General features: G+C 65.9%; 12 protein-coding genes. 11 read left to right on the forward strand and 1 reads right to left on the reverse strand.

The features are described 5' to 3' along the window. Nucleotides 1–14: 14 nt before the first annotated feature. The gene (locus F8O08_RS06380) at nucleotides 15–1,118 is read right to left on the reverse strand and encodes a polyprenyl synthetase family protein (RefSeq protein ID WP_158042875.1); all 1,104 of its coding nucleotides are present in this window, start codon (nucleotides 1,116–1,118) and stop codon (nucleotides 15–17) included. 42 nt (nucleotides 1,119–1,160) lie between these two features. Here F8O08_RS06380 and F8O08_RS06385 point away from each other — a divergent pair, with 42 nt between their 5' ends. The 11 genes from F8O08_RS06385 to F8O08_RS06435 all read left to right on the forward strand — a co-directional run bounded on the left by F8O08_RS06385 (nucleotide 1,161) and on the right by F8O08_RS06435 (nucleotide 13,665). Further along, nucleotides 1,161–1,592: a DUF3040 domain-containing protein gene (locus F8O08_RS06385; protein ID WP_158038117.1), complete on the forward strand. Its 432-nt coding sequence runs from the start codon at nucleotides 1,161–1,163 to the stop codon at nucleotides 1,590–1,592. Nucleotides 1,593–1,916: 324 nt separating this feature from the next. Further along, nucleotides 1,917–2,348 carry a division/cell wall cluster transcriptional repressor MraZ gene (gene mraZ, locus F8O08_RS06390; protein ID WP_158038116.1) on the forward strand — a complete coding sequence of 144 codons (432 nt, stop codon included), beginning with the start codon at nucleotides 1,917–1,919 and terminating at the stop codon, nucleotides 2,346–2,348. Beyond that, nucleotides 2,338–3,327, forward strand: a complete 990-nt coding sequence (gene rsmH / locus F8O08_RS06395; RefSeq protein ID WP_225733592.1) for a 16S rRNA (cytosine(1402)-N(4))-methyltransferase RsmH — start codon at nucleotides 2,338–2,340, stop codon at nucleotides 3,325–3,327. The genes mraZ and rsmH overlap by 11 nt, the downstream gene beginning before the upstream one ends. Continuing rightward, a complete protein-coding gene (locus tag F8O08_RS06400) occupies nucleotides 3,324–3,923 on the forward strand; it encodes a hypothetical protein (RefSeq protein ID WP_158042876.1) in 600 nt (199 codons plus the stop codon). Before rsmH ends, F8O08_RS06400 begins: the two co-directional genes overlap by 4 nt. A 48-nt stretch (nucleotides 3,924–3,971) precedes the next feature. Continuing rightward, nucleotides 3,972–5,732 carry a peptidoglycan D,D-transpeptidase FtsI family protein gene (locus tag F8O08_RS06405; protein ID WP_158042877.1) on the forward strand — a complete coding sequence of 587 codons (1,761 nt, stop codon included), beginning with the start codon at nucleotides 3,972–3,974 and terminating at the stop codon, nucleotides 5,730–5,732. An 18-nt stretch (nucleotides 5,733–5,750) separates the two neighbouring features. Next, nucleotides 5,751–7,430 carry a Mur ligase family protein gene (locus F8O08_RS06410; RefSeq protein WP_158042878.1) on the forward strand — a complete coding sequence of 560 codons (1,680 nt, stop codon included), beginning with the start codon at nucleotides 5,751–5,753 and terminating at the stop codon, nucleotides 7,428–7,430. Continuing rightward, complete coding sequence (locus F8O08_RS06415) at nucleotides 7,427–8,836, forward strand: UDP-N-acetylmuramoyl-tripeptide--D-alanyl-D-alanine ligase (protein ID WP_158038112.1); 1,410 nt, start codon at nucleotides 7,427–7,429, stop codon at nucleotides 8,834–8,836. The genes F8O08_RS06410 and F8O08_RS06415 overlap by 4 nt, the downstream gene beginning before the upstream one ends. Beyond that, nucleotides 8,833–9,927, forward strand: a complete 1,095-nt coding sequence (gene mraY / locus F8O08_RS06420; RefSeq protein WP_158038111.1) for a phospho-N-acetylmuramoyl-pentapeptide-transferase — start codon at nucleotides 8,833–8,835, stop codon at nucleotides 9,925–9,927. Before F8O08_RS06415 ends, mraY begins: the two co-directional genes overlap by 4 nt. Beyond that, a complete protein-coding gene (gene murD / locus F8O08_RS06425; RefSeq protein ID WP_158042879.1) occupies nucleotides 9,924–11,420 on the forward strand; it encodes a UDP-N-acetylmuramoyl-L-alanine--D-glutamate ligase in 1,497 nt (498 codons plus the stop codon). The genes mraY and murD overlap by 4 nt, the downstream gene beginning before the upstream one ends. Then, a complete protein-coding gene (ftsW, locus tag F8O08_RS06430) occupies nucleotides 11,420–12,571 on the forward strand; it encodes a putative lipid II flippase FtsW (protein WP_158042880.1) in 1,152 nt (383 codons plus the stop codon). Before murD ends, ftsW begins: the two co-directional genes overlap by 1 nt. Then, nucleotides 12,568–13,665: a UDP-N-acetylglucosamine--N-acetylmuramyl-(pentapeptide) pyrophosphoryl-undecaprenol N-acetylglucosamine transferase gene (locus tag F8O08_RS06435; protein WP_158042881.1), complete on the forward strand. Its 1,098-nt coding sequence runs from the start codon at nucleotides 12,568–12,570 to the stop codon at nucleotides 13,663–13,665. Before ftsW ends, F8O08_RS06435 begins: the two co-directional genes overlap by 4 nt. The last annotated feature ends 3 nt before the right edge of the window (nucleotides 13,666–13,668 follow it).

Raw genomic sequence — 13,668 nt, forward strand, 5'->3', positions numbered from 1 at the left:
TCTTTCAGGCCGGATCAGCGGGTGCGCTGAGCAGCCTGTCGGGCGAGATCGCCCAGTGCCCGGCGGGCGGGCGGAACGATCGGAGCGGACTGCAGTGCGGCATCCGCCTGCGACGAGTGATCGTCGATGAGGCGCTCGGTCGCAGCGAGTGCGCCGGATTCGACGATCGTCTCTTGCAGCATCTGAATCTGCTCGCTCGTGAGCGTCGGGTCGCCTAGCAGGTCGTCGACGACGTGACGCACGGTCGCGGGCACCATCGATCGGGTGAGGGCGACGAGCACGGTGCGTTTGCCCTCGCGAAGATCGTCGCCCGCCGGCTTGCCGGTCTGCGCGGGATCGCCGAAGACGCCGAGCACATCGTCGCGCAGCTGGAAGGCCAGGCCGGCATGCACGCCGAAAGTGGAGAGCGCGCTCGCTTGCTCGTCGTCGGCACCGGCCACCGCTGCGCCGATCAGCAGCGGCTGCTCGATCGAGTACTTCGCCGATTTGTAGAGCATGACGGTCTCTGAGCGTTCGAGTGCCTCGTCGTCAGGCAGAGCAGGCCAGGCGTGTTCGCCGAGGATGTCGAGGTACTGCCCGACCATCACCTCAGTCGTCATATCTGCGATGAGCACGCGAAGACGCTGACGGATGCCAGCCTCGGGCAGCAGGTCGACGGCGTCGGCGAAACCGCGCTGCGACCAGCCCAGAAGAAGATCACCGAGGACGACGGCGGCAGACGAGCCGAACTGGGCGGAATCCCCGCGCCAGTGGCCGGAGCGGTGCAGTTCGGCGAAGCTCACATGCGCAGCCGGGCGACCCCGTCGGGTGTCGGAGTTGTCGATCACGTCGTCGTGCACGAGCGCGGCCGCATGAAAGAGCTCGATGGCGGCGCTCAGCTGCAGCACGGACTCCAGCTGCATGCGAGACAGCTCCTCGTCGGCGTCGGTCTCTGCCGCACGCCAGCCCCAATAGCAGAACTGGGAACGAAATCGCTTGCCGCCGTGCAGCAGGCCGGAGAGCTCGTCGGTGAGCGGAGTGGCGAGTGAGGAGATGCGACGCAGGTGTGCGGATTCTCGACTGAGAAACGCATCGATGCGATCCTGCACCAGCTGCAGCAGAGTGGAATGGGCGGTCACCTGTCTAGCCTAATGCTTCGCTTGCCCTTAGAATGAGCGCAGATGAAGACTGCGATGCAGTCCCCGAGCGAGAGAACGGAGGTGCTCATGCCGCTTTCAGACCACGAGCAGAAGCTGCTCGAAGAAATGGAGCGCAACCTCTACCAGGCCGAGTCTGACGAAGTCTCGACCGATCAGGTGCCGCGCTCGCTGAACCGCATGGCCGTCGTGCTCGGCGTGATCGGCGTCGTCATCGGTCTCGCGCTGCTGCTGTGGGCGGTGTCGGCCAAGCTCATCGTCGTGGGTGTGGTCGGCTTCGTGCTCATCGTCGCCAGCATTATCTGGGCGATGCGCCCCACCCCGGTTGCGGCTGGAGCCGCATCTGCCGGCTCCGACCGTCACGATGGCCCCAACGGCTCTGGCCAGACGAAGTCTGCGAAGGGCGCCTCGATGGGGCAGCGCATGGAAGATCGCTGGAACCGCCGATTCCAGTGATCGACCACATGACCTTCTGACCGCAGCTCCGGTCATTCACAAAGCCCGTCCCGCAAGGGGCGGGCTTTTCGCATTCCTGGGTGGCTGAACGCACCCACTCTCCTCCACATCTGAGACCGCACGCACCGCGCGACGGCTCACTGCCGCGGCATTCCAAGCGTCGGCAGGTGCCGCTCGTCAGGGAGATGACCGGATACAGCGGCTCCAAACGTGTCGAAACGTTGAGAATGCGGTGTGTTCTGTGGGCTAGGTGGACTGTGGTGGAGGGAAGTGGGGTAAAGTGGTGAGCATTGCAGACCAACCAGCCCGAGGAAGGAGTGCGGCATGTTTCTCGGCACGCATTCTCCCCGGCTGGATGACAAAGGACGGCTCGTCCTGCCTGCGAAGTTTCGTGACGAGCTGGCCGACGGCGTCGTTCTGACGCGTGGGCAGGAGCACTGCGTGTACGTGTTCAGTGCAGGGGAGTTCGAGAACATCCACCAGTCGATTCGCCAAGCGCCGATGACGTCGAAGCAGGCCCGAGACTTTCTGCGACTCTTCCTCTCTGGTGCGAGCGATCAGGTGCCCGACAAGCAGGGCCGCATCAGCGTGCCGACCGACCTGCGGCGCTACGCCGGTCTCACCAGAGACCTCACTGTGATCGGCACCGGCAACCGAGCCGAGATCTGGGATTCATCCGCGTGGCAGCAGTACCTGAACGCCAACGAAGAGCCGTTCTCCGAGACCGCAGAAGAGGTGATCCCCGGTGTCTTCTGACGAGCCCTACCCCCATCTGCGCGCCGATGCCGATCCCAGCGCGCTGCACGTCTCAGTCATGAGAGACCGCTGTGTCGACCTGCTGGCCCCTGCGCTCAGCGCACCCGGCAGCATCTACGTCGATGCCACCACGGGCATGGGCGGGCACACCGAGGCCGTGCTCGACCGGTGCGAGAATGCGCAGGCGATCTGCATCGACCGTGACGAGAACGCCATCGCCCTGGCCTGCAGACGTCTGCAGCGCTTCGGCGACCGTGTGCGCTTCGTGCACACCTCCTACGACCACATCGACCAGGCGCTGGATCAGTGCGGCGTCGAAGGAGCACAGGCGGTGCTCTTCGACCTCGGCGTCTCGTCGCTGCAGCTCGACGATCTCGAACGCGGCTTCTCGTACCGTGCCGATGCGCCGCTCGACATGCGCATGGACCTGTCGCAGACGCTGACCGCCGCAGACGTCGTGAACACCTATGACGTGAGCCGTCTCTGGACGATCATGCGGCGCTACGGCGAAGAGAAGCACGCCCGGCGCATCGCCGAGCGCATCGGCGAGATGCGGGCACAGCATCCGCTCAGCACGACCGCAGACCTGGTCGAAGCAGTGCGCACCGCGACCCAGGCGACCGACCACCGCGGGCACCCGGCGAAGCGGGTGTTCCAGGCGATCCGCATCGAGGTCAACCAAGAGCTGCGCGGGCTGGAAGACGCCCTGCCGAAGGCACTCGATCGAATCTCGGTCGACGGACGCGTCGTCGTGATGAGTTTTCAGTCGCTCGAGGATCGCATCGTCAAGCGCATCATGCGCGACGCGACCACCTCGAGCACGCCGAGCGGGCTGCCTGTCGAACTCGAGGAGCACGCCCCGCGGTTCGTCTCGCTCACCCGAGGAGCCGAACAGGCGGCAGACCAAGAGCAGCAGCAGAATCCCAGAGCGCGTTCGGTACGTCTCCGAGCGGTGCAGAGAGTTCGGAGGGGCCGATGACCATGACGCAGATGTCGTCTCGCGTGCGCACGCGGATCGTCCACGGTGGCATCCTGGTGGCCGTCATCGCGGTGGCGCTCGTGGCCCAGCTGATGCTCAGCATCGCCCTGGCCGACGGCGGATATCAGATCAACCAGCTGCAGCAGGATCAGAACCAGGTCAAGCGCGAAAGTCAAAGCCTCAGCGAGCAGATCTCGGCGCTGCAGTCACCGCAGCACCTGGCCGACCGAGCCAAAGAGCTGGGCATGGAGCCTTCGGCGCAGGTGACCTTCCTCCGTCTTGCCGACGGGCAGACCATCGGGTCGGCCGACAGCAAGGGTGCGCAGATCGCGGCGCAGAAGGGGCTCGTGAACAACCGTATGCTCGCGACGCTCGACGCGGCCGATGCCACGGCGAAGCCGGCGGCGGGCGACGAGGCCAAGACTCCGCAGCGAGTCGATCAGCAGGAGCTCCAGGCCGGGGCGACTGCGGATGCGAACAGCTCGGATTCCTCGTCGGGCTCTGCCGACGGCACTGCGGCCCCGAGCGACGACAGCCAGCCGGGCGATGCCGGTCAAGGAGCAGGCTCCAAACTGCCCCAGGTGACGCTGCGATGAGGGCTCTGCGTTCGCAGTCCGTCCCCGCCGTCGACAGGGGATGCTGAAATGGCTCCGGTTCTGGGCAATCGTCGGCGTCGTCTGATTGCGGTTCTGACCGCGGTCGTCGCAGTCGCGCTCGTCTTCGTCGTTCGACTGGTGTTCATCCAGATCGTCGACGCCCCCGGCCTCAACGCGCAGGCGGAGGGCAACCGGTCGGTGCCTCTCACCCTGCAGGCGGTGCGCGGAACGATCACCGACCGCTCTGGCAACGTGCTCGCGCAGAGCGTGCAGCGATATCGTGTGGCGGCCGATCAGACGCTGGCCGGAGACTCGATCGTCCAGGTCGACGGCAAGGGTCAGAAGTGGACCCTCCAGCAGATCATCGATCGGCTGGCGCAGATCACGAAGAAGGATCCAGCCCGGATCAAGTCGGCGTTGGAGGGAAACAGCCAGTACTCGGTCGTGGCGCAGGACTTGAACGCCGATCAGTACCAGGAGCTTCGCGCCCTCGACATCAAATGGCTCGCAATCGAAGCAGTGCCACACCGGACGTATCCCTCGGGAGCAGTGGCCGGCAACCTGCTGGGCTTCATTAGCGCCGAGCAGCAGCCGCAGGCAGGCGTCGAAGTGCTGGCTGACAGCTGCCTCGCCGGCACCGACGGAAAAGAGAGCTACGAACGCGGCGCCGACGGCATCCGCATCCCGGGCACGACGGTCACCGAGCAGCAGGTGACCGACGGAGGCACGGTCGAACTGACCATCGATCGCGATCTGCAGTGGTACGTGCAGCAGAAGATCACCGAGCGCCAGAGCGAACTCGGCGCACAGTGGATCTCGGCGACGGTGCTCGACGCGAAGACGGGAGACATCCTCGTCGCCGCAGAGACTCCCAGCATCGACCCCAATGACGTCGGAGCGTCGAAAGAGCAGGATCGCGGTTCGCGCATCTTCCAGAGCACCTACGAACCTGGGTCGCCGATCAAGACGATCACGATGGCCGCCGCCATGGAGCACAGCGACGTGGGTCCCGAGAGCCAGTTCCAGGCACCCGGGTCGATCGCGGTTCCCGGCACTCCGCACACCATTAAAGATGCGTGGGATCACGACACCCTCAATCTGACTAGCACGGGCATCCTGATGAAGTCGTCGAACACCGGCATCATGCAGGTCGGTGACAAGATCGATGACGCCACACGCTATGACTACCTCAAGCGATTCGGCATCGGCGAGAAGTCTGCTGTGAACTTTCCCGCAGAGTCGAGCGGGACGCTGGCGCCGGTCGACAAATGGGACAAAATCTCGCATTACACGACCATGTTCGGTCAGGGCATCGCGGCGACGCCGATTCAGGTCGCCAGTGCATATCAGGCGGTGGCGAACAACGGCGTGCGCATCTCGCCTCGGCTGATCAAGAGCTGCACCAGTGCGGACGGCACGACGACGGAGAACCCGTCGGCTCAGCCCGAGCAGGTCATCCAGCCCGAGACCGCCCGCAAACTGCGAGGAATGCTCGAACCGCTCTTCACCCAATACGTGGGCAAGTCTGCGCAGATCGCAGGCTACAGCCTGGCTGGTAAGACTGGTACGTCACAGATCGCCGGAACGAACGGCGGATATCTGCCCAACCAGTATGTGAACTCGCTGGCCGCCATGGCGCCAGCCGGAGATCCCCGCTTCGTCGTCGGCATCACGATCTACAACCCGGCCACCGACAAGACCTCGGACAACACCATGTCGCTGTTTCACGATGTCATGGCGCAGACGCTGATCACGAACAACGTGCCGCCAGCCACCGGAGAGCTGCCCGACTACGCACCGACGTGGTGAGAGTGGGAGAATGTACTGATGTCTTCGCGAACCGCACCTCATATTCGTCCCCAACACTCGGCTGATCTGACGCTGGCCGCCGTCGCCGACCTGCTCGGCGCGTCGGTCGTCACGTCGGCGGGCGAGCCCGCGGCCGACGCCGCAGCCGCACGTGTGATCAGCGGCGTGACGCTCACCAGCAGCGACGTGCGGCCTGGCGATCTGTACGTCGGCATGCCCGGACAGCACACCCATGGCGCCAAGTACGCAGAGGAGGCCCGGCGTCTCGGAGCGGTGGCCGTGCTGACCGACGAAGCCGGGCGGGCCTACGTCGCCGCCAGCACGGCGGAGGATCTGCCGCTGCTGATCGTGCCGGACCCGCGCCTGGTGCTCGGCAAGGTCGCCGAGCACATCTACGCGAACGACACGCATCGTCTGCCCACACTGGGCGTCACCGGCACGAACGGAAAGACGTCGACCACGTACTTCATGGAGGCCCTGCTCGGACACGCGGGGGTACGCACCGGACTGAGCACGACCGTCGAGCGGCATGTTGGCGAACACGTGCTGGGCAGCGCCCTGACCACGCCGGAGGCCAGCGAGCTGCACGGCCTGCTCGCCAGCATGCGTGAGCTCGGCGCCAAAGCCCTGCTGGTCGAGGTGTCGGCTCAGGCAGTCACCAGACACCGCATCGACGGGGTGCACTTCGCGGTGGTCGGCTTCACCAACCTGAGTCCAGAGCACCTGGACGAGTACGGCGACATGGAGCACTACTACGCCGCGAAACGCGCACTGTTCACCGCAGATCGGGCAGATCGTGCCGTGATCTCGCTAGAGAGCGAGTGGGGCAGGCGTCTGGCACGAGAGACCGAACTTCCGGTGACCACTGTCGGCACCGGCGACGAGTGCGACTGGCAGCTCGTCGAGCAGAGCGATCGAGCGGACGGATCGACCGGCACGCTGGTCGGACCGAACGGTCAGCGCTGGCCGATCGTGCTGTCAGTGCCCGGCGTGCACATGGACGTCAACGCGGTGCTCGCGGTCGTGATGCTCGTGGAGTCGGGCATCATCGATGCGCAGCAGATCGAGTCCGGGCTCGATGCCCACGTGCTGGCAGACGTGTATCTGCCCGGGCGTCTGGAGCGGGTATCCGGTGAGAGCGGGCCGACGTTCTTCGTCGACTACGCCCACACCGAGGATGCGCTGGAGCGGACGCTGGTGGCCGTGCGCAAGCAGACCAAGGGTCGCATCGTGCTCATTCTGGGCGCGGACGGCGGCCGCGATCCGTACAAGCGTCCAGCGATGGGGCGGGTCGCCAGCGAACTCAGCGACGTGCTCGTGGTCAACGACATCAACCCCAGATTCGAAGATCCCGATGCGATCAGGTCGGTGCTCGTCGAGGCCGCCCGTGCCGCCGATCATCCGGCTGAGGTCTATGACGTCGGCGACCCGTCGGCGGCCATCCGCACGGCGATCCGCATCGCTCATGACGACGACACGATCATCGTGTGCGGTCCGGGCGACGAAGACTACCACGAGGTACGCGGCGTCAAGCTTCCGTATTCCTCACGTGGAGCGGCCCGCGAGGCACTGCGGGAGGCCGGTTTCGAGCCCAACCACTCCCGGCGCGGAGGGCAGGATCCCGCCGACGGCGTGCACGCCGACGACCTGGCGGCCGCGGAGCGACACGACGCCGAGAGCGCGAAGGAGCAGGCATGATCACGACAGACGTTGACTGGATCGCCGAGGCCGTCGGCGGCACGCTGACCGGTTCTGCTGGGGCCGGTCTGGTGACCGGTGCCGTGCGCACTGACTCCCGCGAGGTGTCGACAGGAGACCTCTTCGTGGCTCGTCGGGGCGAGAGCGGCGACGGACACGACTATGTCGTCACGGCTCAGCGTCAAGGGGCGGCAGCCGCGATCGTGGAGCATCCAGTGCCCGACGCCACGCTGGCCCAGATCGTGGTCGCCGACGCCACGCGGGCGCTCGGACTGCTCGCAGAGGCCGTTCTGCTTCAGGCTCGCTCCGTCGGCCGTCTCGAGCACGTCATCGGCATCACGGGCTCGGCCGGAAAGACCACGACAAAGCGCATCCTCGCTCATCTGCTCTCGCAGGCGGGCGAGACGGTGTTTCCGCAGGGGTCGTTCAATAACGAGGTCGGTGCGCCGCTGACCATGCTGCAGACGACGCTGCAGACGCGTTTCGTGGTCGTCGAGATGGGTGCGAGCCATATCGGCGATCTGCGCTATCTCTCAGGCATCGCGCATCCAGACCTCGGCATCGAGCTGCAGGTCGGTCTGGCTCATGTGGGCGAATTCGGCTCGGTCGACAACATCCGCATCGCGAAGCAGGAGCTTGTCGAATCACTGCCCGAGACCGGCGTCGCGGTGCTCAACGCCGATGACGCGAACGTCTGTCGCATGGCCGAGCACACCAGTGCTCAGGTCGTCTGGTTCGGAGCGCGCAGCGACGCCGCTGTGCGCATCGGTGCCGTCGAACCAGAGGGGGAGCGTCTTCGCGTCGAGCTGACGTTCGACGGTGAGACGGTCGACCCCAGCGTCGCACTGCTCGGCGAGCACAACGCTTGGAACATCGCTGCGGCGACTGCGGCGGCGTTGCATATGGGGCTCAGCCGCGAGCAGATCGTCACCGGTCTCGAAAGCCTTTCTTCAGGCGAACGCTGGCGCATGCAGGCGCTGCACCGCGCCGACGGCGTCACCGTGATCAACGACGGCTACAACGCCAGCCCCGGCTCAATGGCAGCCGCCCTGCGCACGCTCGCAGGCATCCGGCGCACCGGGCATCGAACCATTGCCGTTCTCGGTGCCATGGGCGAGTTGGGCGAGGCCAGCGGCACCGAGCACGATAAGATCGGCCAAGACGTCGTCCGGCTGAACATAGATCAGCTCGTCGTCGTCGGTAATGATGCCCGCCGTATCTTCCTCGCCGCCGAGCAGGAGGGATCCTGGGGCGGCGAAGCGGTCTACTGCGAGAACGCGGATGAAGCGCACGACTGGCTGGCGCCACGACTGCGAGAAGGAGATGTCGTCCTGGTGAAGTCGTCGAACGCCGCGGGGCTCAGATTCCTGGGCGACCGCCTGTATGAGGATGCCGCCAGAGCATGATCAGCGTACTCATCGCGTCCGCCGTGTCGCTGATCATCTCGATCTTCGGCATGCCGCTGTTCATCAGGCTGGCTCACCGCCTGGAATGGGGGCAGTTCATCCGCGAGGACGGCCCGCGCACCCACCTCACCAAACGGGGCACGCCCACGATGGGCGGAATCGTCATCCTCATCGCAGTGCTCGGCGGGTACTTCGTCTCGGCACTGGTCACCGGCTCCGGAGTGACGGCCACCGGGATGCTCGTACTCGGGCTCACCGTCGGCATGGGGCTCGTCGGCTTCGCCGACGACTACATCAAGGTGCGCAATCACCGTTCGCTGGGGCTGACCCCAGCGGCCAAACTGATCGCCCAATTGGTGATCACCGGCCTGTTCGCCTGGGGAGTGCTGCAGTTTCCCGATCAGAGCGGGCTGACCCCGGCATCGACGTACGTGTCTGTGCTGCGTGACACCCCGATCAACCTGTTCGCCTGGGGAGTGATTCCGGGCGCCGTCATCTTCTTCATCTGGGTCTACGGCATCGTGGCCGGCTTCTCGAACGCGGTCAATCTGACCGACGGGCTCGACGGGCTCGCCGCAGGCATCGGCATCCTCGCGTTCGGGGCCTACGGGGCGCTGGCCTTCTGGCAGTTCAACCAGGACTGCGAACGTGCCTCGGGCGTCTCGTTCGGGCAGTGCTATGAGGTGCGCGACCCGCTCGACGTGCTGATCATCGTCACGTCGATCGTGGCGGCGCTGATCGGCTTTCTGTGGTGGAACACGTCGCCGGCGCAGATTTTCATGGGCGACACCGGGTCACTCGCACTCGGCGGTGCCTTCGCCGCGGTGGCGATGGTCACCCGCACCGAGGTGCTCTCTGTGCTGATCGGCGGGATGTTCGTCGTGGCACTGCTCTCGTCGCTCATCCAAATGGGCTTCTTCAAGATCAGCGGCGGCAAGCGGGTGTTCCTGATGGCTCCGCTGCACCATCACTTCGAGCTCAAAGGCTGGGCGCAGGTGACCGTCGTCGTGCGCTTCTGGGTGCTCGCCGGCCTCTGCGCGGTCGCCGGGCTCGCGATCTTCTATGTGCAGTGGGTGAGTACGACACGATGACTGACAAAACCGACTTCTTCGACAGCACGCACGACGACCAGACCTTCGCAGGTCGGCGCGTCGCCGTGCTCGGCATGAGCGTCACCGGGTTCTCGGTGGCAGACACCTTGGTCGAACTCGGCGCGAACGTGCTCGCCATGGGGCGCAGCGCCTCTGCCGAGCACATTGACCTGCTCGGCGTGCTGGGGGCCCAATGGCAGCCCATCGCCCATGACGGCGATGAGGTGCCGGTGCTGCAGGAGTTCGCTGCAGAGGCGATCGTGGTCTCTCCCGGGTTCTCGCCGCATCATCCTGCCGTTCGGTGGGCGTGTGAGCAGCAGATCCCGCTGCTGACCGACATCGACCTGGCCTGGCACCTGCAGCGTCAGCGCGGCCATGACACGAAGTGGCTCTGCGTCACGGGCACCAACGGCAAGACGACGACCGTCGAGATGGCCACCGACATGCTCGTCGCAGGAGGCCTGCGCGCTGCCGCATGCGGCAACATCGGTGTGCCCATTCTCGATCTCGTGCGCGAACCGGTGGCCTATGACGCGATCGTGGTCGAGCTCTCAAGCTTTCAGCTGCACTACATCAACCACATCAGCCCATGGGCGAGCGTCTGCCTGAACATCGACTCCGACCACATCGACTGGCACGGCAGCGTCGAAGCGTATGCGGCGGCCAAGGCCCGCATCTACGAGAACGTGCAGACGGCGTGTGTGTATCCGATCGGCGACGAGCAGGTCACTGGCATCGTCGAGCAGGCGGATGTCGTGGCCGGCGCACGAGCGATCGGTGTGGGCCCGGTGGCACCTTCGATCGGCCAGATCGGCATCGTCGACGACGTGATCGCAGACCGCGCGTTCATTGCGAACCGTGAGACGCATGCGCAGGAGATCACCACGGTGTCACGCCTGCAGGCGCATGGTCTCGGGCTGCGCCATCTCGTGCTCGACGCGCTGGCCGCAATCGCGCTGGTTCGTTCGGTGGGGGTCGATGCGGCCGCGATCGGACGGGCGCTCGACGAGTTTCACACCGACGGACACCGCATCACGCCGGTCGCCGAGATCGACGGTGTGGTCTGGATCGACGACTCGAAGGCGACGAATCCGCATGCCGCACGTGTGGCGATCGAATCGTTCGACTCGGTCGTCTGGATCGTCGGCGGCATGCTCAAGGGCATCGACCTTGCGCCGCTCATCGAGCGAGAGCATGGTCGGCTGCGGGGCGCCGTCATCGTCGGCGCCGATCGGTCGACGGTGCGTGACCTGTTCGCCCGCCTCGCACCTGAGGTCGAGACGCACGAGATCGACGTCGTGGCCCACCCCGGTGATGTCGAAGCCGGCGCCGAGCTGATGCGCCAGGCCGTGGCTGCCGCGGCGCAGATGGCGCACCCTGACGACGTCGTGCTGCTGGCGCCGGCATCCGCATCGTGGGATCAGTTCGTCAGCTACGCCCAGCGCGGTGATCTCTTCGCCGCCGCAGTGCAGGGGCTTCGGGAAAGCGCGTGATGAGCGCGAACAACACGCGCATTCGACTGCTCGGCGGCCAACGCCACATCACGAAGTCGTTCGGCCAGCTGCTCGGCGTGATCACACTGCTGCTGCTGCTCGGTCTGACCATGGTGCTTTCCGCCTCATCGATCGACTCGTACTCGGCTTCGAACTCCTTCTTCAGCCTGTTCATGAAGCAGGGGCTGATCGCCCTGCTCGCCTTTCCTGCGATGCTGCTCGTCTCACGCATCCCGATGGAGGTGCTGAGACGCTGGTCGAAGGCGTTTCTCATCGCGACCATGCTGGTGCAGCTGCTCGTGGTGAGCACCTCGCTCGGATCGGCCGGCGGCGGCAACCGAAACTGGCTGAACGTCGGCGGATTCTCCGTGCAGCCCAGCGAGTTCATGAAGCTGGCGCTGGTGATCTGGCTCGGACGAGTGCTCAGCGAGCGGCGCGACGAGCTGACGAGTCTCAAAGTCTTCGTCAAACATGTGCTGGTGTGGGTCGTCGCGGCGATCGGACTCGTCATGGCCGGTCGCGATCTCGGTACGGCCATGGTGATGCTGATCATCGTGTTCGGCTGCTTCTTCGTGGGCCGAGTGCCGCTGCGATTCCTGGGGGCCCTCGCCGTGGCCGGCGGTGTCATCGCCGGGATTTTCGCGATCGGCAGCGCCAACCGTCTGAGTCGCATCGCCAGCTGGGCCGGGTCGTCGGGCTGCACGGACTACAGCGGCACCTGCTGGCAGACCACGCACGGCACCTGGGCGCTGGCGGCGGGCGGAATCTTCGGGGTGGGGCTGGGCAACTCCAAGTCGAAGTGGGCGTGGCTGCCCGAGGCTGAGAACGACTTCATCTTCGCGATCATCGGCGAAGAACTCGGACTGGTCGGGCTGATCGCGCTGATCGGCCTCTATGTGCTGCTGGCGGTCTTGATGGTGCGACTGATCGTGCGCCTCGCCGATCGGCCGTTCGAGCAGATCGTGGTCGCCGGAGCCCTCACCTGGACTGTCGGTCAGGCCTTCATCAACATCGCGGTCGTGCTCGGCCTGCTGCCCGTGCTCGGTGTGCCGTTGCCTCTGGTGTCCTATGGTGGATCATCGCTGGTGGCCAATCTGCTCATGCTCGGGGTGGTGCTCGGCATCGCCAATACCGAAAGGACTCCTTCATGACGACCTATCTGCTTGCTGGCGGCGGCACCGCCGGACACGTCAACCCGCTGCTCGCGACAGCCGATGCCCTGCGTGAGAGCGATCCCAATGCTCGCATTCTGGTGCTCGGCACCGCCGAGGGGCTCGAAGCAGAACTGGTGCCGGCCCGCGGATACGAGCTGATCCCCATCGCCAAGCTGCCCTTTCCGCGTCGGCCGAACGCGCAGGCTCTGGCGTTTCCCAAGCGTCTCGGCTCGCTGGTGCGGCAGGTGCGCTCGATCATCGTGAGTCGGGGCGTCGACGCCGTGATCGGTTTTGGCGGCTATGCCTCTGCGCCGGCCTATCTTGCTGCCAGACGCGAAGGCGTCTCCTATCTCGTGCACGAGGCGAACGCCCGGCCCGGCCTGGCCAATCGTCTGGGTGCGAAGCGAGCGGCGCACGTCGCCGTCGCCTTTCCCGACACTCCTCTGGCCGGCGCAGAGGTGATCGGCATGCCGCTGCGCCCTGAGATCGCCGAGATCGCTCATGCACGTGCTGCCGGCAGCGATGCACAGCTCGTCGCCGCCGCGCGAACCAGCCTCGGCCTCGACGAACGTCCCGTGCTCCTGGTGACCGGCGGCTCGCTCGGAGCGAAGCACATCAACGAGGTGCTCGCCTCTGCGGCGCAGCAGATCGCCGATGCCGGCTGGCAGGTGGTGCACGTGGCCGGAGCACGCAACGACGTGGCCGCTCCCGATGTCGACGGCTATCACTTCATGGAGTACTGCCACCACATGCAGGACGCCCTCGCGGTTGCGTCGCTGGCGGTCTCCAGATCGGGAGCCTCGACGGTCTGCGAGCTCACAGCCCTCGCGATTCCCGCAGTGTACGTGCCGTATCCGCATGGCAACGGCGAGCAGGAGCTGAACGCACGCCCGGCCATCGCCGCCGGCGCCGCGATGCTGGCGCGCGACGAAGAACTCGACGCGACGTGGGTGACGCAGGTGCTGCTGCCGCTGCTGGCCGATCGCGACCGACTCGACGCCATGCACGACGCTGCGGTCGGCATCGGCATCGTGGACGCCGCGCAGCGACTCGCCGACATGGCACGACAAGTGGCCGAGCAGAAGCACTGAGGA

The organism is Pseudoclavibacter sp. CFCC 13611 (genome assembly GCF_008831225.1).
In the GTDB taxonomy this organism is placed as follows: Bacteria; Actinomycetota; Actinomycetes; order Actinomycetales; family Microbacteriaceae; genus Pseudoclavibacter_A.